The organism is Polaromonas sp. YR568, from assembly GCF_943369415.1.
GTDB lineage: Bacteria > Pseudomonadota > Gammaproteobacteria > Burkholderiales > Burkholderiaceae_C > Polaromonas.
The window spans coordinates 15,361-34,309 of sequence record NZ_CALRNF020000050.1 but is presented as its reverse complement, the minus strand read 5'-3'; the positions used below and the strand labels follow the sequence as shown (position 1 = coordinate 34,309).

Sequence of the window (18,949 nt, the reverse complement as noted above, 5' to 3'; positions counted from 1 at the left end):
CGCTCAGGTGCTGCTCTCGAATCATCTTGACGATCTGCACCTTGAACGCCGCATCGAACGATCGCCTGGTCTTGGCTTTGGTCATTTCTATTCCTCTCAGACATTGATTTCCCTCATCGGGATGTCTTTTGAAATTAGACCAGCACAGTCCAGCCGGGGTCAAAAACAACTCGCCTGCGGCTCAAACAAGTTTTTGCCCTGATCCGTCTGGCCCTCCGCTCCTCGGCGCATCCACAAGGGGTGGGAACGGGGGAGGAGAAATGCCAGACAGCCGAAGACAGAAACCCTTCTTGTCCCCTCTCCCTCTGGGAGAGGGTTAGGGTAAGGGCCAGCAGCCTTCGCACCCGCAGCTACACGTCAACCGCCGCCAACCCTGTCTTGCAGACCGCAGCCCAGGCTGAGCCTGGGCTTCTTCGCGCTGTCCAGATGCGCGCAGGCGCATCTGGAGCCGCAGCGTTCAGCCCCTGCCCTCTCCCAGAGGGAGAGGGAGTAAATTCCTGGCCCCGCATCGCGGTCTGCTCTTGCGCTGCCTTGTTTTGTCCCCGCTCCCGCTCCCGATTGCCCCTTGTGGATGCGCCGAGGAGCGCAGGTTCAGGCGGATCAGGGATCGCGTTGTTTGAGCGAAGCGCAGCGTAGCGAGTTTAGCGAGACCCCGCCTGAACCGAGCACCGCAGGTTGCCCCGGAGCGAAGCGCAGGGGACGCAGCAACCAGGGTCGCCTTTTCTTTGGTAACTTTCTTTTGGCGAAGCAAAAGAAAGTTACTGGCCGCCGGGCCACTCCCGGCCAGCAAGTCTCAGCAGGAACCGCACCGCCGGAGCAAAAATAAAACTCAGCTAACAACCTTCTCTTCCTTCGTCACCAACCAGATCCCATAACAAACCAACACCAACGCCACCCCATTCTTCCACTCGAGAAAACTCTCATCCAGGAACACCGCCGACAACATGGTCCCGAAAATCGGCACCATGAAGTTGAACACCGTGATCATGCTGACCCGGTTGTACTTCAGCAAAATCGTCCACAGCGAAAACGCGGCAGATGACAGCACGACCAGGTAGACCATCAGCAAGGTGGACTTGACGGTAAAGCCCGTCAGCGAGCCGCCGGTGGCGAAACCTATCAGCAGCAGGGCCAGGCCGCCGATCGCCAGCTGCCAGCCGGTCAGCACCACCGAGTCCACGCGCTGGGACACCTTCTTGCCGTAGATGCTGGCGGCCGACAGCACAAAGGCGGCGATCACCACAAAGCCTTCGCCGAGCAGCGTGAAGTCGAACGTCAGCAAACCCGCGCTGAAGTTCACCACCATCACGCCCGCGAAACCCACGACGCAGCCCAGCACCTTGTGGAAGCTGAGCCTGTCGTTCTTGTAGATGTAGTGCGCCAGCAGCACGCTGAAGAAAGTGCCGGTGGCGTTCATGATCGAACTCTTCACGCCCGTGGCATAGGCCAGGCCGATATAGAAGAACACGTATTGCAGGCTGGTCTGTGTCAGGCCCACCAGCGTGACCTGGCCGAAGGTGCGCCCGTCCAGCTGGAACACCGGCTTGCGGCTGAGGAGGGCGAACACCAGCAGCACCAGGCCGGCAAAAATAAAACGCCAGCCCGCGAACACCAGCTTGGAGGGGATGTCATTCGCCGCGATGTGGAACAGCGCATAGCCGTTCTTGATCGCCGGGTAGGCGCTGCCCCACAGCAGGCAGCACAGCGAGGCCAGCAGGAAAACGACTTTGCGCTGGGTGAAAAACGTGGAGCTGTTCAAAACCTGGGTCCCATCAAAGGAAGAGAAGAAGAAAGGCGCGGCCCGGGCGCGGCGCGCGCCCGGACGCATCAACAAAAATTACAGCAGGCGCGCGAGGTAACGCCCGGTATGGCTGGCGGGATTTGCCGCGATGTCTTCCGGCGTGCCCACGCCCACCACGGTGCCGCCGCCGGCGCCCCCTTCGGGGCCCATGTCGATCAGCCAGTCGGCCGTCTTGATGACGTCCAGGTTGTGCTCGATCACCACAATCGTGTTGCCCGCGTCGCGCAGCTGGTGCAGCACCTTGAGCAGCAGGTCGATGTCGGCGAAGTGCAGGCCGGTGGTCGGCTCGTCGAGAATGTAGAGCGTGCGGCCGGTGTCGCGCTTGCTCAGCTCCAGCGCGAGCTTGACGCGCTGCGCCTCGCCGCCCGAGAGTGTGGTCGCGGCCTGGCCCAGCTTGATATAGGACAGGCCCACGTCCAGCAGGGTGTGCAGCTTGCGCGCTATGGTGGGAACGGCCTTGAAGAACTCGGCCGCGACCTCGACCGTGAGGTCCAGGATTTGCGCGATGTTCTTGCCCTTGTACTGGACTTCCAGCGTTTCGCGGTTGTAGCGCATGCCCTTGCAGACGTCGCAGGGCACGTACACGTCGGGCAGAAAGTGCATCTCGACCTTGACCACGCCGTCGCCCTGGCAGGCTTCGCAGCGGCCGCCGGCGACGTTGAAGGAAAAGCGCCCCGCGCCGTAGCCGCGCTCGCGGGCGGTGTTCATCTCGGCCATCAGCTCGCGTATCGGCGTGAAGAGGCCCGTGTAGGTGGCGGGGTTGCTGCGCGGCGTGCGGCCAATCGGCGACTGGTCGACGTTGATGACCTTGTCGAAGTGCTCTATGCCTTCGATGGATTCGTGCGCGGCGGGTTCTTCATGCGCGCGGTAAAGCGTGCGCGCCACGGCGGTGTACAGCGTGTCGTTGACCAGGGTGGACTTGCCCGAGCCGGAAACGCCGGTTACGCAGGTCAGCAGGCCGACGGGGAACTCGACGCTCACGCCCTTGAGGTTGTGGCCGGTGGCGTTGATGACGCGCAGCGCCTGCATCTCGCCCAGCGTGGCCTGGTGCACGGCCTCGCGCGCGGCGCGGCGTTCTGCGGCCGGGCTTTGCGGGAAGCGCGAGACTTTTTTCTTCTCGGCGGCTTCCACCGTTTTCACCGTCGGCAGCCAGGGCGTGCGGCGCTTGGGCACGGCGATTTTCAGCGTCTGCGCCAGGTACTTGCCGGTCAGCGAATCGGGGTTGTTCTTGACCTCTTCAAAAGTGCCCTGGGCCATCACGCGCCCGCCGTGGATGCCGGCGCCCGGCCCCATGTCGATGACGTGGTCGGCCGCGCGAATCATGTCTTCATCGTGCTCGACCACCAGCACGCTGTTGCCGATGTCTCGCAGATGCTTGAGCGTGCCGATCAGGCGGTCGTTGTCGCGCTGGTGCAGGCCTATGCTGGGCTCGTCGAGCACGTACATCACGCCGGTCAGGCCCGAGCCGATTTGCGAAGCCAGGCGAATGCGCTGCGACTCGCCGCCCGACAGCGTCTCGGCGCTGCGGTCCAGGCTCAGGTAGTTGAGGCCCACGTCGTTGAGGAACTTCAGGCGCAGGCCGATTTCACGCACCACCTTGGCGGCGATCTCGGCTTTGGCGCCTTCCATCTTGAGGACGCTGAAATACTCAAAGCTTTCGCGCAGGGTGGCGTGGCTGATCTCGTAGATCGCCTTGCGTTCGGGCTTGGCGCCGCCCTCGGGCGCGCTGACCAGGTAGACGTGGCGCGCCTCGGTGCGCAGGCGCGTGCCTTCGCAGTCGGGGCAGGGCTGCACGCTGCGGTAGCGGGCGAGTTCCTCGCGCACGGCGGCCGAATCGGTCTCGCGGTAGCGGCGCTCGAAGTTGGTGATCACGCCTTCGAAGGGGTGCTTTTTGCTGATCTTCTTGCCGGCGAAGTTGCCCGAGTCCATCACGTAGCTGAACTTGATTTCCTCGTCGCCCGAGCCGTGCAGCACGACCTGCCGCACGTTGTCCGGCAGGTCTTCAAAGGCCGCGTCGATGTTGAACTTGTAGTGCTTGGCCAGGCTTTCGAGCATTGAAAAGTAATAACCGTTGCGCCTGTCCCAGCCCTTGACGGCGCCGCTGGCCAGGCTCAGCGAAGGGAAGGCCACCACGCGCGCCGGGTCGAAAAACTCCATGTGGCCCAGGCCGTCGCAGGTCGGGCAGGCGCCCACCGGCGAGTTGAAGGAAAAGAGCCGCGGCTCCATTTCGCTGAGCGAATAGTCGCAGACCGGGCAGGAGAACTTCGCGCTGAACAGGTGTTCCTTGCCGGTGTCCATCTCCAGCGCAATCGCCTTGCCGTCGGCCAGGCGCAGCGCGGCCTCAAAACTTTCGGCCAGGCGCTGCTGCAAGTCGGCGCGCACCTTGATGCGGTCTATGACCACGTCGATGTTGTGCTTCTCGGTTTTCTTCAGCTTGGGCAGGTCGTCGAATTCATAGGCCGTGCCGTCGACGCGAAAGCGCACATAACCCTGGGACTGCATCTCGGCGAAGACGTCGACGAACTCGCCCTTGCGGTCGCGCGCCACCGGCGCCAGGATCATCAGCTTGGTGTCTTCGGGCAGGGCCAGCACGGCGTCGACCATCTCGCTGACGCTTTGCGCCTGCAGCGGCAGATCGTGGATGGGGCAGAACGGCGTGCCGGCGCGCGCGAACAGCAGGCGCAGGTAGTCATGGATTTCGGTCACCGTGCCCACGGTGGAGCGCGGGTTGTGCGAGGTGGCCTTCTGCTCGATGGAGATCGCGGGCGACAGGCCCTCGATCATGTCCACGTCGGGCTTGTCCATCAGCTGCAAAAACTGGCGCGCGTAGGTGGAGAGGCTTTCGACGTAACGGCGCTGGCCTTCTGCATACAGCGTGTCGAAGGCCAGGCTGGACTTGCCCGAGCCGCTCAGCCCGGTGATCACCACCAGCTGGTTGCGCGGAATGTCGAGGTCGATGTTCTTGAGGTTGTGGGTGCGCGCGCCGCGAATGCTGATGCGCTGGGCCGCCAGGGCCTGGGCCAGGTAGCGGCCAGCGGGCTCGGCCACGTGCCGGCCCTCGGCCGCAAGAGCCGCTTCAGCGGCTTCGGGAGAGAGGTATTTGCCGTCGGTGGAGGAGTTCACTATGTGGGGCGCCGCAAAACCCTCCATCATAGACGGATGCGCATTTTCTGGCATACGCCGGTGTACTCCCCCGGTGCCGGGGGCTCGGGGATGTTGGCGCCCTCACCGCACCTTTCTCCGTTCTTCCCGCGCCTTCTGGCGGGTCGCGGGCCAATTCAAAGACAATAGGCCTTCCAGCCGCGGATTCGCGGCACAGGCTCCCGACCCCCTTTCCCTCCATAGACCGTGCCGCCAGCCTCCCCCGTCCCGCCTTCCTATCCCATGACCGCCACCGAGCGGCGCGCCAGCGCCTCGCTGGCGTCGATTTTTGCGCTGCGCATGCTGGGCCTGTTCCTGGTGCTGCCGGTGTTCGCGCTCGAAGCGGCCAAATACCCGGGCGGCGACGACCCGGCCCGCATCGGCCTGGCCATGGGCATTTACGGGCTGACGCAGGGAATCCTGCAAATCCCTTTCGGCATTGCCTCGGACTGGTGGGGCCGCAAGCGTGTGATCATTTCCGGCCTGGTGATTTTTGCCCTGGGCAGCTTTATCGCGGCCTGGGCGCCCGATTTGAACTGGCTTGTCGCCGGCCGCGCGCTGCAGGGCGCCGGCGCCATTTCGGCCGCCGTGACCGCGCTGCTGGCCGATTCCACACGCGACGAGGTGCGCACCAAAGCCATGGCGCTGGTGGGCGGCAGCATCGCGCTGATGTTCGCGCTCTCGCTGGTCATCGCGCCGCTGCTGGCGTCTTATATCGGCCTGCACGGCTTGTTTGCCCTGACCGGCGGGCTGGCGCTGGCCGGTATCGCGGTGGTCATCTGGTGGGTGCCGCCCGAGCCGGTCGAGCATGCCAACCGGCCGCGCGGCAGCGTGCTGGAAGTCCTCAAGGACCCGGCCTTGCTGCGGCTGGATTTCGGCGTCTTCATCCTGCATGCGGTGCAGCTGGCCATGTGGATGGCGATTCCGGCGCTGCTGGTCGGCGCCGGGCTGGACAAGGCCAGCCACTGGCAGGTCTACCTGCCGGCGGTGCTGGCGTCCTTCCTGGTGATGGGCGTCACGCTGTTCCCGCTGGAGCGGCGCGGCTACCTGCGTGCCGTGTTCCTGGGTGCCGTGGGCCTGATTTTTGCGGTGCAGCTGGGCCTGTTGTGGGTGGCGCCCTCGGCCGCCGCCCCCCACGGCCTGGCCGCGCTGGCCGGCTTGCTGTTCCTGTTTTTCTGCGGTTTCAACGTGCTGGAAGCCACCCAGCCCAGCCTGGCCTCCCGGCTGGCACCCGCCCATGCGCGGGGCGCCGCGCTGGGCGTCTACAACACCCTGCAGTCACTGGGCTTTTTCGCCGGCGGCGCCATCGGCGGCTGGATCACCAAGGCGCACGGCGCCCAGGGGCTTTTTGTGGTGTGCGGTGGCCTGATGCTGCTGTGGCTGCTGGTGGCCTGGCCCATGCGGGCGCCCGGTCGCCAGGCGGCCGCGGCGCCCGCCCCGGGTGACGAGGCTTTGCCGGGCCGGCCAGTTAAACTGTGAGTTATTCATAAATTGCAGGGCCCGCCCCTGTAGACCAGCTCAGGAGAAACCTTATGGCATCCGTCAACAAAGTCATCGTCGTCGGCAATCTGGGCCGTGACCCCGAAATGCGCAGCTTCCCGAGCGGCGACCAGGTCGCCAACGTCACCATCGCCACCACCGACAAGTGGAAGGACAAGCAGACCGGCGAAATGAAGGAAGCCACCGAATGGCACCGCGTGGTGTTCAACGGCCGCCTGGCTGAAATCGTCGGCCAGTACCTGCGCAAGGGCTCGCAGGTCTACGTCGAAGGCTCGCTGCGCACGCGCAAGTGGACCGACAAGGACGGCATCGAGAAATACACCACCGAAATCCGCGCCGACCAGATGCAGATGCTGGGCAGCCGCCAGGGCATGGGCGGGCCCGGCGGTGACGACGGCGGTGGCTACGAAGCGCCGCGCCAGTCCGCAGCACCGGCGCGCGCGCCGGCGGCAGCCGCACCGCGCCAGGCCCCCGCGGCCTCCAAGGCAGCCAGCGGTTTTGACGACATGGACGACGACATTCCGTTCTAAATACCAGACACGGAAAAGCTCTTTTGATTGAAGCCCGCGCTCCTGGAGGAGGGCGGGCTTTTTCTTATTCGCTGCTCATGGCCTGACGGACCAGCAGCGTGTCCGTGAATTGCTCAAAGGCCACGACCTTCCCCTCCCGCAGGTGCCAGACGTGGGCCACACGGGCCTGCATGTCCTTTCCCGTGGCGCGGTAAGTGCCGTGGTAGCTCCCCATACCGACGATGTGCTCACCACCGTCGATGAGGCTTTGCAGTTCGAAGCGATAGCCGACCCAGTCCCGGCCCAGCACAGCAAAGACGTTCTCGGCCACCGCTTGCGGCCCGACCCAGGTGCCCGCGCAGGGAAAGCCCGCCATCTCGGTCCAGCGCACCTGGGGCGAAACATGGGCCATCATTGCGTCGATGTTCCCCTGGGCCGAGGCCGCGTAGTGGGCGCGGACGATGTCGAGGTTCGACATCATGGCGTCAACCCCATTTCATCTCGCCCTTGGCGACCTTGGCGCCGATTTGCAGGGCCACGCCCATGCCGGCGTTCGGGTAGCGCCGGGTCATGGCCGCGATGAGGGCGCCGCTGTCGGCGGCCTTGGCCAGCACTTCCTCGAAAGCCACGAGGTAGTCGCGCGTGTATTTGATCGCGCTTGCGTCCACCGCCGCCGTGACCGCCATGTGGCCGGGGACGACCACGGCGGGTTTGCGCGCGGCCATGGCGTCAAGCGTCTTCACCCATGCGGCGCGGGCTTCGGCGCCCTGTGTGTCGGCGGTCCACACGTGCACGCCGGAGAACAACAGCACGCCGCCAAAGATGGCGTTCAGCGAAGGCACCCAGATGTAGCGGCGATTGGCCAGGCCGTCGGCATCGACGATCTCGAGGGCCTGGCCTTCGAGGGTGAGGCTGCGGCCGTTAAAGGCTTCAGGCATCACGATGTCCGCCAGGGCCTGCGGACCGTTTTCCTGGAGCTGCGGGCCCCAGGTGGCCAGCTTCTTTTCCACGTTGCCCTTGATGGCCGCGATGGTGGCCGGTGCGGCGATCACCTTGGCGTCGGGAAATGCCGCCTTGATGGGCGCCAGGCTGAAGTAGTAATCAGGATCGCTCTGGCTGATGTAAATCGTCGAGAGCTTTTTGCCGGTGGCCTTGATGGCCTCTGCCAGCGCCTTGCCGTCGGGAAGCGTAAAGCCCCCATCGATCAGGACGGCTTCACGCTCGCCGGAGATCAGTACCGGGGCACGGAAGAATCCGTGCTCGCCGGCGGGGAAATGTTTCAAGGTCAGGTTGGTATTTGCAGCCATAGCGCTTTTCACTCCCAGGATGGCCGTCGCGACAGCCGCGCCAGCTACAGTTTTGAGGGTTTCTCTTCGTGTTGTCATGGTTTTTCCTTCTTCTCTAACAGTTAACTAAAAGGGGTTGCGGGATGGGGCCCGCGGTGGGCTCAGGCTGCCTCGAATTCACTGGTCAGCGCGCGCGGGTTGGAATAGAAGGCCGAGTGATTCACGACCCAGCGCTTCGCACCGGATTCGGCCACCAAGGTGGGCACGCCGTGTGCGCCGAACTCCCGCATCAAGGCTTGGGCGCGGTTGATGCGCGCCTGGTTGGCCGCGACAAGATCATCATCGGGTTGCGCCACCCTTGCGGCGGCTTGCTCGAGGCCGAGCCCGTGCAGAACGCCGGCCAGCATTTCCAGCGAGGTTGTGTCCCTGCCGTCCACATAGCGCGCGCTTTGGATCGCCTTGAGTGCGTCCAGCTCCCTGGCCGGCGCCGTCAATGACACGGCCGTCAGCGCCACCGTGGCGGGGCCGCTGTCAAACAGCCGATGGCGGTCATCGAGAACCTGCTCGCGGTACTGCTCGGTGAAGCGCTGCCCCGTCAGGCGCTCAATGCGCTGGTCGTTGGACCAGGCATAGGCGGCGAATTCAGCATTCATGGGCCTTGCGCCCTCGCCGGAGAACAGCCCGGTCGGCAGCAATTCGATGCTGACAGCTGGAACTTCGTTCAAGGCCGAGAGCGCCGGCATGGCGCCGTAGCACCAGCCGCACAGCGGGTCGAACAGGTAATGGAGGGTCTTGGTCATGGGTTCTTTGGGGTGTTCTTTGCTCACTGGCTGTGATCGTAGGCACTCTGCATTGACTGTTAAAGGCATCTCTGATAAACAGAATGTATGTTTAAAGCAAACAATCAAGACGAGGGTGGGCTTGGAGGCCTGGGAAACCTGAGGCGCCTGGCCTACTTCGCGGCGGTGGTGGAAACCGGCTCCTTCACCGCGGCTGCGGATCGCCTGGGGATTACTAAGGCGGTGGTCAGCCAGCAGGTCGCCCGGCTGGAGCGCGAGTTCCGCACATCGCTGCTGGTTCGCACCACACGCAAGGTGCAGCCCACCGAACTGGGCCAGGCCTTCTACCTGCGCTGTGCGCTGATCCTGCGCGAAGCCGGCGATGCCTTCGACGACCTGGCCGAAACCTCGGCGGAGCCGTCCGGCATGTTGCGGCTCACCGCGCCTTTTGACTATGGTGTCGGCGTGGTGGTGCCGGCCATCGCCGCCTTTACCCGGCGCTATCCCGCGTGCAAGGTCGATGCGGCCCTCACCGACCAGACGCTGGACCTCATGTCGGGCAACATCGAACTGGCGATCCGTGTCGGCTGGCTCGCCGAAACCAGCCTGCAAGCGCGAAGAATCGGCGCTTTCCGGCAACTGCTCGTGGCGTCTCCGGCCATGCAGCCGCAGGTGGCGCGGCTGACCGGCCCGCAAGATATCGCCGGCCTGCCGTTCATCGCCAACACCGCCCTGCGCGATCACCTGACATGGAATTTTTCGCTCAACGAGGGTGAGCGCCAGGCCGTGCACGTGCAGGCCTCGATTTTTCTCGACGCCACACTCGCCGTGCGCGAGGCCGTGTTCCAGGGCGCGGGACTCTCGGTGCTGCCGGACTATGCGGTGGCAGGCGATCTTGCGGCAGGCCGTCTCATCCGGGTCCTGCCGCGGTGGCAGCTGCCTTCAGGAGGCATCCATGCGGTTTTTCCGGCTGCGCGCTTTCGTCCCGCGAAGGTCCGAGCCTTTGTCGACCTGCTGGCGGACAGGGAGCAACAGCGGCAGGCCGCCCACGCGTCAAGCGAAAGCTGACGCCCGGCCTGTCGCGAGGGCTCTTTCAGGAGTGCCGGCCCCGCTCCCACGCCGCGCCGCCTTCCAGCGCGACGAACACCACTTGGCGGTCGCTGATCTCGCAGTGGCCACGCGCCCGCCTTGCGCCCGCCGCCGCCTTGCGCGCCAGCGCGGCGAAGCCACGGGCGGCCATCCAGGCCAGGAAGGCCGCACCGTTCAAGGGCTGGGCGAGCCAGGCGACAGTGAAGCCCGTGCGTCGGGGCTCCCAGCGCAGGATCACGCCCTGCGCGCTTCCCGCCGGCTCGATCACCGCGGTCTCATGGTCGCCAAGGCGCAGGCGCTGGCCGGCCTCGATGAAGTGGTCGCCGGGATCGTTGTGGCGCGTCAGCCAGAGACGGCCCCGCAGCACCGTCAGTTCACCGCCGCGCCGGGGCAGGCGCAGCGCCTGGCCGGGCACCAGGTGCCGGGTTGCGCCGTGAAGCACGGCGCCCTTGGGTTTCGCATTCATCATGAACCTTTTTTGCGGTGTTGCCGCGCGCCGCCGGTGTCAAAGCCCGGCGAGGGCACGCAGCGCGGGGTTGTCGATCTGGCCGGCGAGCAGTTTTGCCGCCGCCGCGCTCGCGCTGTCGCCGAGCGCCGCGCGGTGCAGGCATGCGCGCACCGTGAGTTCGCGCATGCCGCTGCGCGCGGCGAGCTCCTGCATCTCGTTGACCCAGGCCGAGGCCTGGGGCATGGCTTGCGCCACCGCGACGCCGCACAGCGCATCGAGGGCATGGCCTTTTCCCCATAGGTAGGCATCAGGAAGCCGCGTGCAACGCGCCAGGGCGTCGGTGAGAATTTCGACGGCGCGCTGGGGCTCGCCGCGCGCCATGGCCACGCGCCCCAGGCCGCGGCCGGCAATGCCTTCCCAGCAGGGGTCGCCGAGCTGGCTGCCGAGGGCAAACGCGTGCTCGAAGCGGTGCGCGGCGGCCTCCACGTCGCCTTGCAGCAGGTCGATTTCAGCGCGCAGCGATTGCGGCCAGGGCACAAAAGCGGTCCAGCCCTGCTGGGCCAGCGCCACCGAGCGGTCCAGCGCGCCGGCGGCGCCGTCGATCTCACCGTGCAGCAGCAGCGCGCGGCCCAGCATGGACAGCGCATAGGCGAGCTGTTTGTTGTCGCCCGCTGCAGCGGCCAGCGTCCCGGCTTCGCGCAGCAGGGCAATGGCGGACGCGTAATGCGCGGTGTCGCTGAGCGCGGAGCCGAATACGGTGGCGATGCGTGCCAGCTCCGCGCGGTCCTCCCCGGCCAGCGGCCTTGCGCGCTGCAGCCAGGCCAGTGTGCGTTCATAGCGGCCGCGCAGGAACTCGACATAGCCGAGTTCGCGGCAGGCCGCCGCGGCGAGCACCGGAGACACATCGTGGCCGACCTCCAGCGCCTCGTGCAGCGCGGTGGCGCCTTCCTCGTCGCGCCCGCGCGCGGCATGCACCAGCGCGCCGCCCAGGGCCACGCGCGTGCGCGCGCGCAGCACCGCGTCGCCGGTGGCGTCGGCCTCGGCGATGGCGCGGCGCAGGCATTGCACCCCGGCATCAAGCGCGCCGGCGCTGATCGCCGCCTCGCCGGCCTCCAGTTGCGCCAGCGCGGCGGCGCGCCCGGTGGCGGGCCGCGCGGTGGGCGCCGCTGTGAGCGTGCGCTGGGCGGCGTCCAGCGTGGCGCCGGGCTGCACGCCGAGTTCGCGCTGGAACAGTTCACGGCAGGCGGCGGCCTGGCGCGCCGCGCCCACACCGTCGCCCGCGGCCGCGAGGCTGCGCACCAGCAGGGCCTGGTAGTTCTCGTCCAGCGGGTTCTGGCGCACCAGCCGGCCGGCCAGTGCGGCGGCTTCGGCCATGGCGCCCGCGGCCATGCGGGCCTGCGCGGCTTCGCGCAGCACGGCTTCGGCGGCGGCCTGGAGATGGCGGCGCTCGGTGGCCAGCCAGACCTCGAAGGCCGGGCTGCCCGAAAAATTCATGCCTTCGAGCAGCTCGCGGTCCAGGCCGGGCACGCACAGGGCTTGCGCCCAGCTGCCCGACAGCACGGCGCCGAGGTCGACGTAGCTGGCGGGCTCCAGCCCCAGCGCCAGCAGGTCGCCGCGCAGGTCCGCGTTGCCAAGCAGGCGCCGCAGCTCGCTGAGGTTCCAGCGCAGGGCGGCCAGCGGGTCTTCGGCATCCTCGAACAGCAGGCCCGCCAGGTGCTTGCGGCTGACGGGTGCTTCGCTGCGCACCAGGTAGGCGAGCAGGCCCCAGACCTTGTGCCCGCGCGGCGCCGGTACCTGGCTGCCGCCGCGCTCCACGCGCGGCGGGCCGAGCAGGTGGATGGCAAGCCCCAGAGGCGGTGCGTCGTCAGGGGCTTGCGGCTTCACCGTCGGGCCTCAGGCTTCGGCAGTGGTCGGGTCTATGACGCCGGTGACGCGCGTGACGGCGTCCGCCGGGAAGCCGCCCCTGCGGGCATGTTCCCGCACAAGGTCCTCGCTGGTCGCGTTGTAGATGCAATACATCTTGCCGCCCGTCAGGTAGCTTTTCACCCACTGGACGTCGGGTCCCAGTTCCTGCAGCACGCCGCAGGATTTCTGGGAGATGGATTGCAGCTCGGCGGGCTTGAGGGCGCCGAGTCCGGGGATGGTGCGTTCGATGACGAATTTGGGCATAAAAAATCTCCGTTAAGTGAATGGAGACCCAAAGATAGGCAGTTTACGTGTGAGCCCGCGTTTGAGGAAAGCGCCTGCGGGACGTGTTTATTTGCCATACGGCGGCGCCGGCCTATCCGATCTGTGCCTGTTCTCTTACAAATCGCCCGGTCCGGCTGCGCTGTTCATGGATAGCATCGGGGTGTTTGCCGCGCCCGCCCGGATGCGGCCGGCCCCCAACACCTCCAAGAACATGATGAAACGCTCCCCTCTGCCCTCTTTGCCGCACCGCTTGCTGCGGAGCGCCGCCCTCGTGCTGGGCGGGCTGTGCGCGGCCGCGCCGGCCCTGGCGGCCGGCAACACCGAACCACTGACCGAGATCCTCTCGCAGCCCGGCAGCGCGGGGCTGGGCTTTGTGACGCGTGTGGAGCGTTCACCTTACAAGGATGCGGGCAACCGTTATGACCTGCTGCCGCTCTATCTGTATGAGGGCGAGCGGCTGTTCCTGCGCGCCAACCGGGGCGGCGTGAAGATACTCAACAGCGGCGAGCAGCGGCTGGACGTTTTTGTCGAGCAGCGCCTGGAAGGCTTCCCGACCGAGAACCTGCCGGCCAGCCTGGCCGGCATGGCGACGCGTGACTCGGCCATCGACCTGGGCCTGGCTTACCGCTGGCGCCAGCCCTGGGGCACGCTGGAGGCTGAGTTTGTGCACGACATCGGCAACACCTACAAGGGCAATGAACTGCGCCTGGGCTACTCCTACGACTGGCGTTCCGGCCCCTGGATGTTGCGCCCCAGCCTGACGGTGGCGGTGCGCGATTCCAAGCTCAACAACTATTACTACGGCGTGCAGCCCGGCGAGGCCACGCCCGGTCGTCCGGCCTATGCGCCCGGTGCCGGCATCAATACCTCGATAGGCCTTTACGGCTCCTACGACCTCACGCAGGGCTGGCGCCTGCTGGCCGGCATCTCGGCGACCATGCTGGACGCCAAGGTCAAGGACAGCCCCATCGTGCAAAAAGGCGTGCTGCCCGCCGCCTACGTGGGTGTGGCCTACGACTTCGGCGGCCACAAGCGCGAATGGGCCGAGAACGACACGCCCACCTATTTCAAGGCGCTGTACGGCAAGTCGACCGAGGACGGCTGCCACCTGGCCAAGATCATCACGGCGCAGTGCCTGTCGACGGCGAAAACCAATTCGACCAGCATCACCGGCATCCAGGTGGGCAAGCCCTTCCTGAACAACGTCAACGGCTGGCCGCTGGACTTCATCGGCTACGTGGGTCTGACGCACCACAACGACCGCGGCCTGCAGCCCAACGGGGTGCAGCTCGACCTGTTCATGAAAGCGGTGTATTCCGGCTTCCCCTGGAGCGACCGCGTGAAGACACGGCTGGGCCTGGGAGTGGGGGTGTCCATGGCGCAGCGCGTGCCTTACATCGAGGCGGCCAGCCAGGCCGCCAACGGCAAGCCGGCCTCGCGCATGCTGAACTACCTGGATCCGACGCTCGACGTGAGCCTGGGCGACCTGATCGGCTACCGGCCGCTCAAGGAGACCTATATCGGGTTCGGCGTGTCGCACCGTTCCGGCATCTTTGGTTCATCGCGCCTGCTGGGCAATGTCAACGGCGGCTCCAACTACATCTACACCTACGTCGAAAGCGCGCTGTGAGTGCGTGAGTGAACAGGGCGGCCGGGGCTCTCAGGAAGGGTCCGGATCCGTGGCCTTGTCCATCGCGTGGAGCACGTCCTCGGTGGCCATTTTGAGGGCCGACACGTCCATCATGGCCAGGCGGATACGGGTGTCGCTGCCCAGGGGTTCCGTGAAGGCCCGCGCCTGGGCGTTCACGAACACCGGCAGTTGCCGCGGCCGTCGCAACTCCAGCAAATGCGTGGACACTTCATCGATGCTGCGCTTCGCATCTTCGAGAAGCTTGTCAAGGCCGGCCACCGACGCGGGGCTGAAAAACTCGCGCAGCGCCCTGCCGGGAAGGCCGTGCTGGTTCTGGCCCAGCAGCGTGGCCGCGCGGCCGTTCAGTTCCAGGATGTTGCCGTCCGTGGACAGCGTGAAGTAGCCCACCGGGGCGAATTCGTAGAGGTCCTGGTACTTGGCCCGCAGCGCATCCACATGGGCAAAGGTTTCGTTCAGCACCTCGTTCTGCATTTCCAGCTCGATCTGGTGGACCTGGAGTTCATGGATCAGCTTGAGCTGGTCGACCCCGCCTTCGGGCACGGCCCAGGTTTTCCGCGCGGCCAGCTGTTTTTCGGCCTTGCTGCGCAGCAGGGCGGACGGTGTTGAGGGTGTGTTCATTCGTTTCCAGGTTTTGCCGGTCCGTGCGCGGCGTAGACTATCTGATCACGCGACGGTGGCAGCTCTCTTTGTAACAAACATGACCTCACAACACAAGCCTTCATCCCCTGTCGCTGCACAGACAAAACCGCTGGCTATCGTAGGAATCGGCGCTTCGGCCGGAGGGCTGGAAGCCCTGGAACAGTTTCTCGCCAACGTGCCCGCCGCCAGCGGCCTGGCATTTGTCGTGGTGCAGCACCTGGACCCGGACAAGGAGAGCTCGCTGGTGCCGCTGCTGCAGCGCGTGACGCTGCTGCCGGTGCTGCAGGTCGCCGACCTGACGCCGGTGGAAGCCGACCACGTGTACGTCGCGCCGCCCGGCTTTGAGGTGTCCATCCTGAACGGCGTGCTGCACCTGCTCAAGCCCGCCGGCGCGCGCGGCCACGGCCTGCCGATTGATTTTTTCCTGCGCGCGCTGGCCGTCGACCAGCAGGCAAACGCGGCCGGCGTGATTCTGTCGGGCATGGGTTCGGACGGCACCATGGGCGCGCGGGCCCTGAAGGAAAAAGCCGGCGCGGTGCTGGTGCAGTCGCCGGACACAGCCAAATTCGAGGCCATGCCGCGCAGCGTGATTGACGCCAGCCTGGCCGACATGGTGGCGCCCGCCGCGCAGCTGCCGCGAAGGCTGCTGGCCTATTTTGCGCATCCCATGATGGCCGAAAACCCGCTGGACGCGCAGACCGGCCCGCAGGCGGACAGCCTGCACTCGGCGCTTGAAAAGGTGCTGATCCTGGTGCGCGCGCAAACCGGCCACGACTTCAGCCTTTACAAAAAAGGCACGGTGTACCGGCGCATCCAGCGGCGCATGGCCATCCACCAGATCGGCACGGCCGACGCCTACCTGCGCCACGTCCGCGAGAACGCGGTGGAGGCCGAGCTGCTGTACAAGGAGCTGCTGATCGGCGTGACCAGTTTTTTCCGCGACCCGGAGGTCTGGGAGCACCTGCGCCAGCAGGTGTTTCCGCGCCTGGTGCGCAGCCGGCCCGAAGGCGGGGCGCTGCGGGCCTGGGTGGCGGCCTGCTCGACGGGCGAAGAAGCCTATACGCTGGCCATGGTGTTCGCGGAGACCGTGGCCGAACTTGAGGAGCCGGCCAATTTTTCGCTGCAGATTTTCGCCACCGACCTGGAAAAGGAATCGGTGGCCAGGGCCCGCAAGGGCGTTTATCCCGAGAACATCTCGGCCGACGTTTCGCCGGAGCGGCTGGAGCGCTTCTTCACGCGGGTGCCGGGCGGCTACCGCGTCCGCCAGGACATACGCTCCATGGTCGTGTTCGCGCAGCAAAGCATCGCCAGCGACCCGCCCTTCGCGCGGCTGGACGTGCTGAGCTGCCGCAACCTGCTGATCTACCTGGAGGCCGAGCTGCAGCAAAAATTGATGCCGCTGTTCCACCACAGCCTGAACCCAGGCGGCATCCTGGTGCTGGGGAGCGCGGAAACCATAGGCCAGTCCAGCGACCTCTTCATGCCGCTGGGCGCGAAAACCCGGATCTACCGCCGGCTGGACGCCGCGGCGCGCGTCGGCAGCTTTCCGGCCTACCCCGACGCGGTGATGTCCGCGCCGGCGCACATGCCTTCGGCGCGCAAACCTTTGCCGGGCGCCGGCAGCCTGCAGGTGCTGGCCGACCAGGTGCTGGCGCGCAAGTTCGCGCCCGCCGCGGTGCTGGTCACGGCGCAGGGCGACATCGTCTATTTCAGCGGCAAGACCGGCAAATACCTGGAGCCCGCCGCCGGCAAGGCCAACCTGAACCTGTTCGCCATGGCGCGCGCCGGCCTGAGCCAGCCTTTAAGCGAGGTGTTCCACCGCGCGCTGCGGCAACAGGCGGCGGCGGTGCTGGAGCCGGTCAGCGTCAGCGTGGACGGCGTGGCGATGGCTTTCGGCGCGACCGTGGAGCCGCTGGAAACGCCGGAAGCGCTGCAGGGGCTGGTGATGGTGGTGTTCACCGACGCGCCGCCGCCGCGCGAGGCACTGGACAAGGGCGAAGCCGATGCCGACCACGACCGGCAGGTCACCGAATTGCTGCGCGAGCTGACCCGTTCGCGCGAGGAGCACCAGTCCACGCGCGAGGACATGCAGGCCGCGCAGGAAGGCCTGGTGTCTGCGAATGAGGAGTTGCAGTCGGCCAACGAGGAACTGACCACCTCGCGCGAGGAGATGCAGTCCATCAACGAAGAATTGCAGACCGTGAACGCCGAGCTGCAGGCCCGCGTGGACGCGCTGGCGCGCGCCAGCGACGACATGGACAACCTGCTCAACAGCACCGACATCGCGACGCTGTTCCTGGACCGGCACCTGAACGTGCGGCGCTTCACGACGCGCGCCACGGGCCTGTTCAAGCTGATCGCCGGCGACGTCGGCAGGCCTATCACCGACATCGTTTCCGACATGGATTACCAGGGCCTGGCCGGCGACGCGCGCGAGGTGCTGCGCACCCTGATGTTCCAGGAAAAGGAAGTCGCGGCCAGCGCCGACCGCTGGTTCATGGTGCGCACCATGCCCTACCGCACGCAGGACAACCGCATCGACGGTGTCGTGATCACCTTCACCGACATCAGCGTGGCCAAGCGGCTGGAAGCGTCCCTGCGCAAGTTGCAGACGGCCAAGGCAAAGCCGCGGGTCGGCGGGGCGAAGAAGGGCTAAGCCTGGGCCGCTGCCCGCCGCGGCGCACGGCCGGCCGGACGGGACTCGTCGGGAAGGTCCTGCCGCACGTTGCTGGCGGTGATCACGCCGCCGCCCAGGCAGACATCGCCCTGGTACAGCACGGCCGATTGCCCTGGCGTGACCGCCCACTGCGCATCGGAGAACACCAGCTCGCAGCTGTCGATGGAGGACTGGCGCAGCTCGCAGGCGGCATCGGCCTGCCGGTAGCGCGCCTTGGCGGCCATGGGGCCGGGCGCCGGCGCGTTGCCGGCCACCCAGCTGCAGTCCTGCGCCGTCAGCACCGTCGACTGTAGCCAGGGATGCTCATGGCCCTGCACCACCCACAGCGTGTTGGTCTCCATGTCCTTGCGCGCCACGAACCAGGGCTCGTGCTCGCCCACGCCGCGCAGCCCGCGCGCCTGAGCGGCCTTGAGGTCCGCGCCTTTGGCTTTCACGCCGCCTATGCCCAGGCCCTGGCGCTGGCCCAGCGTGTAGAAGGACAGGCCCACGTGTTCACCGAGCACGCGGCCCTTGTCGTTTTTGATGGGGCCGGGCGCCCTGGCGATGTAGCGGTTCAGGAAATCGCGGAAAGGCCGCTCGCCGATGAAGCAGATGCCGGTCGAGTCTTTTTTCTTCGCGTTGGGCAGGCCGATCTCGTCGGCGATGCGGCGCACTTCGGTCTTGTGCAACTCGCCGACCGGGAACAGCGTCTTCGACAGCTGCGCCTGGTTCAGCCGGTGCAGGAAGTAGCTCTGGTCTTTGCCCGGGTCCAGGCCCTTGAGCAGCTCATGCAGGCCGGTGGCTTCGTTATGGCGCACCCTGGCGTAGTGCCCGGTCGCGATTTTCTCGGCGCCCAGGCGCATGGCGTGGTCCAGGAAGGCCTTGAACTTGATCTCGGCGTTGCACAGGATGTCGGGGTTGGGCGTGCGGCCGGCCTGGTATTCGCGCAGGAATTCGGCGAACACGCGGTCCTTGTAATCGGCCGCGAAATTGACGTGCTCGATCTCGATGCCGATCACGTCGGCGACTGCGGCGGCGTCGACAAAATCGATGTTGGACGAGCAGTATTCGCTGTCGTCGTCATCTTCCCAGTTCTTCATGAAGATGCCGATGACCTCGTGGCCCTGCTGTTTGAGCAGGTGCGCGGTCACCGCGGAGTCCACCCCGCCGCTCAGGCCGACGACGATCCGTTGCCGCTTGCCGTCCCGGCTGTGTGTGGTGATTTGCTTGTTGCCCATGGCTCCATTGTAAAAAGATGAA

General features: G+C 66.3%; 16 protein-coding genes. 6 read left to right on the top strand and 10 right to left on the bottom strand.

Annotated features, from left to right (window positions below; genetic code table 11):
• On the top strand, window positions 1–202 hold a 202-nt coding region (locus ACLV74_RS23415; RefSeq protein WP_411881830.1), incomplete at its 5' end, for a hypothetical protein.
• 627 nt (window positions 203–829) lie between these two features.
• Here ACLV74_RS23415 and ACLV74_RS23410 read toward each other — a convergent pair.
• A complete protein-coding gene (locus ACLV74_RS23410) occupies window positions 830–1,759 on the bottom strand; it encodes a DMT family transporter (protein ID WP_411881829.1) in 930 nt (309 codons plus the stop codon).
• Between the two features lie 78 nt (window positions 1,760–1,837).
• Window positions 1,838–4,951, bottom strand: a complete 3,114-nt coding sequence (gene uvrA, locus ACLV74_RS23405; protein ID WP_411881831.1) for an excinuclease ABC subunit UvrA — start codon at window positions 4,949–4,951, stop codon at window positions 1,838–1,840.
• Window positions 4,952–5,185: 234 nt separating this feature from the next.
• On the opposite strand from uvrA, the gene ACLV74_RS23400 reads away from it, so the two are divergent.
• Both ACLV74_RS23400 and ssb read left to right on the top strand, forming a co-directional pair.
• Window positions 5,186–6,421 (top strand): MFS transporter, encoded by a 1,236-nt coding sequence (locus ACLV74_RS23400; RefSeq protein ID WP_411881828.1) that lies wholly within the window; start codon window positions 5,186–5,188, stop codon window positions 6,419–6,421.
• Between the two features lie 53 nt (window positions 6,422–6,474).
• Window positions 6,475–6,972, top strand: coding sequence for a single-stranded DNA-binding protein (gene ssb, locus ACLV74_RS23395; RefSeq protein WP_411881827.1), 498 nt, complete (start codon window positions 6,475–6,477; stop codon window positions 6,970–6,972).
• 64 nt (window positions 6,973–7,036) lie between these two features.
• On the opposite strand, the gene ACLV74_RS23390 is transcribed toward ssb, so the two are convergent.
• From ACLV74_RS23390 to ACLV74_RS23380, 3 genes are all read right to left on the bottom strand, one after another.
• Window positions 7,037–7,432: a nuclear transport factor 2 family protein gene (locus ACLV74_RS23390; RefSeq protein ID WP_411881826.1), complete on the bottom strand. Its 396-nt coding sequence runs from the start codon at window positions 7,430–7,432 to the stop codon at window positions 7,037–7,039.
• A 4-nt stretch (window positions 7,433–7,436) separates the two neighbouring features.
• On the bottom strand, window positions 7,437–8,336 hold the full coding sequence (locus ACLV74_RS23385) for an MBL fold metallo-hydrolase (protein WP_411881825.1): 900 nt from the start codon (window positions 8,334–8,336) through the stop codon (window positions 7,437–7,439).
• A 62-nt stretch (window positions 8,337–8,398) separates the two neighbouring features.
• Window positions 8,399–9,037, bottom strand: a complete 639-nt coding sequence (locus ACLV74_RS23380; protein WP_411881824.1) for a DsbA family protein — start codon at window positions 9,035–9,037, stop codon at window positions 8,399–8,401.
• Window positions 9,038–9,124: 87 nt separating this feature from the next.
• Between ACLV74_RS23380 and ACLV74_RS23375 the strand changes: the two genes are divergently transcribed.
• Window positions 9,125–10,084: a LysR family transcriptional regulator gene (locus ACLV74_RS23375; RefSeq protein WP_411881823.1), complete on the top strand. Its 960-nt coding sequence runs from the start codon at window positions 9,125–9,127 to the stop codon at window positions 10,082–10,084.
• 25 nt (window positions 10,085–10,109) lie between these two features.
• On the opposite strand, the gene ACLV74_RS23370 is transcribed toward ACLV74_RS23375, so the two are convergent.
• The 3 genes from ACLV74_RS23370 to ACLV74_RS23360 are packed head-to-tail and all read right to left on the bottom strand — an operon-like array spanning window position 10,110 to window position 12,722.
• The gene (locus ACLV74_RS23370) at window positions 10,110–10,574 is read right to left on the bottom strand and encodes a DUF2917 domain-containing protein (protein ID WP_411881822.1); all 465 of its coding nucleotides are present in this window, start codon (window positions 10,572–10,574) and stop codon (window positions 10,110–10,112) included.
• 36 nt (window positions 10,575–10,610) lie between these two features.
• Window positions 10,611–12,437 carry a BTAD domain-containing putative transcriptional regulator gene (locus ACLV74_RS23365; protein ID WP_411881821.1) on the bottom strand — a complete coding sequence of 609 codons (1,827 nt, stop codon included), beginning with the start codon at window positions 12,435–12,437 and terminating at the stop codon, window positions 10,611–10,613.
• Window positions 12,438–12,446: 9 nt separating this feature from the next.
• Complete coding sequence (locus tag ACLV74_RS23360) at window positions 12,447–12,722, bottom strand: DUF4242 domain-containing protein (protein WP_411881820.1); 276 nt, start codon at window positions 12,720–12,722, stop codon at window positions 12,447–12,449.
• A 235-nt stretch (window positions 12,723–12,957) separates the two neighbouring features.
• Here ACLV74_RS23360 and ACLV74_RS23355 point away from each other — a divergent pair, with 235 nt between their 5' ends.
• Window positions 12,958–14,373 carry a MipA/OmpV family protein gene (locus ACLV74_RS23355; RefSeq protein WP_411881819.1) on the top strand — a complete coding sequence of 472 codons (1,416 nt, stop codon included), beginning with the start codon at window positions 12,958–12,960 and terminating at the stop codon, window positions 14,371–14,373.
• Window positions 14,374–14,403: 30 nt separating this feature from the next.
• Here ACLV74_RS23355 and ACLV74_RS23350 read toward each other — a convergent pair whose 3' ends face one another.
• Window positions 14,404–15,012, bottom strand: coding sequence for a PAS domain-containing protein (locus ACLV74_RS23350; protein WP_411881818.1), 609 nt, complete (start codon window positions 15,010–15,012; stop codon window positions 14,404–14,406).
• A gap of 79 nt (window positions 15,013–15,091) precedes the next feature.
• Between ACLV74_RS23350 and ACLV74_RS23345 the strand changes: the two genes are divergently transcribed.
• A complete protein-coding gene (locus ACLV74_RS23345) occupies window positions 15,092–17,689 on the top strand; it encodes a CheR family methyltransferase (protein ID WP_411881817.1) in 2,598 nt (865 codons plus the stop codon).
• On the opposite strand, the gene mnmA is transcribed toward ACLV74_RS23345, so the two are convergent.
• Window positions 17,686–18,927 carry a tRNA 2-thiouridine(34) synthase MnmA gene (gene mnmA / locus ACLV74_RS23340; protein WP_411881816.1) on the bottom strand — a complete coding sequence of 414 codons (1,242 nt, stop codon included), beginning with the start codon at window positions 18,925–18,927 and terminating at the stop codon, window positions 17,686–17,688. The two genes, ACLV74_RS23345 and mnmA, sit on opposite strands and share 4 nt — an antisense overlap.
• Between the last annotated feature and the right edge of the window lie 22 nt (window positions 18,928–18,949).

Excerpts from the sequence above, each read along its gene's own strand:
- ssb (WP_411881827.1), top strand. The coding sequence starts at position 6,475 with ATGGCATCCGTCAACAAAGTCATCGTCGTCGGCAATCTGGGCCGTGAC.
- ACLV74_RS23345 (WP_411881817.1), top strand. The coding sequence starts at position 15,092 with ATGACCTCACAACACAAGCCTTCATCCCCTGTCGCTGCACAGACAAAA.
- ACLV74_RS23350 (WP_411881818.1), bottom strand. The coding sequence starts at position 15,012 with ATGAACACACCCTCAACACCGTCCGCCCTGCTGCGCAGCAAGGCCGAA.
- mnmA (WP_411881816.1), bottom strand. The coding sequence starts at position 18,927 with ATGGGCAACAAGCAAATCACCACACACAGCCGGGACGGCAAGCGGCAA.
- ACLV74_RS23380 (WP_411881824.1), bottom strand. The coding sequence starts at position 9,037 with ATGACCAAGACCCTCCATTACCTGTTCGACCCGCTGTGCGGCTGGTGC.
- ACLV74_RS23375 (WP_411881823.1), top strand. The coding sequence starts at position 9,125 with ATGTTTAAAGCAAACAATCAAGACGAGGGTGGGCTTGGAGGCCTGGGA.
- ACLV74_RS23385 (WP_411881825.1), bottom strand. The coding sequence starts at position 8,336 with ATGACAACACGAAGAGAAACCCTCAAAACTGTAGCTGGCGCGGCTGTC.
- ACLV74_RS23360 (WP_411881820.1), bottom strand. The coding sequence starts at position 12,722 with ATGCCCAAATTCGTCATCGAACGCACCATCCCCGGACTCGGCGCCCTC.
- ACLV74_RS23355 (WP_411881819.1), top strand. The coding sequence starts at position 12,958 with ATGAAACGCTCCCCTCTGCCCTCTTTGCCGCACCGCTTGCTGCGGAGC.
- ACLV74_RS23390 (WP_411881826.1), bottom strand. The coding sequence starts at position 7,432 with ATGATGTCGAACCTCGACATCGTCCGCGCCCACTACGCGGCCTCGGCC.
- ACLV74_RS23400 (WP_411881828.1), top strand. The coding sequence starts at position 5,186 with ATGACCGCCACCGAGCGGCGCGCCAGCGCCTCGCTGGCGTCGATTTTT.
- uvrA (WP_411881831.1), bottom strand. The coding sequence starts at position 4,951 with ATGGAGGGTTTTGCGGCGCCCCACATAGTGAACTCCTCCACCGACGGC.
- ACLV74_RS23370 (WP_411881822.1), bottom strand. The coding sequence starts at position 10,574 with ATGATGAATGCGAAACCCAAGGGCGCCGTGCTTCACGGCGCAACCCGG.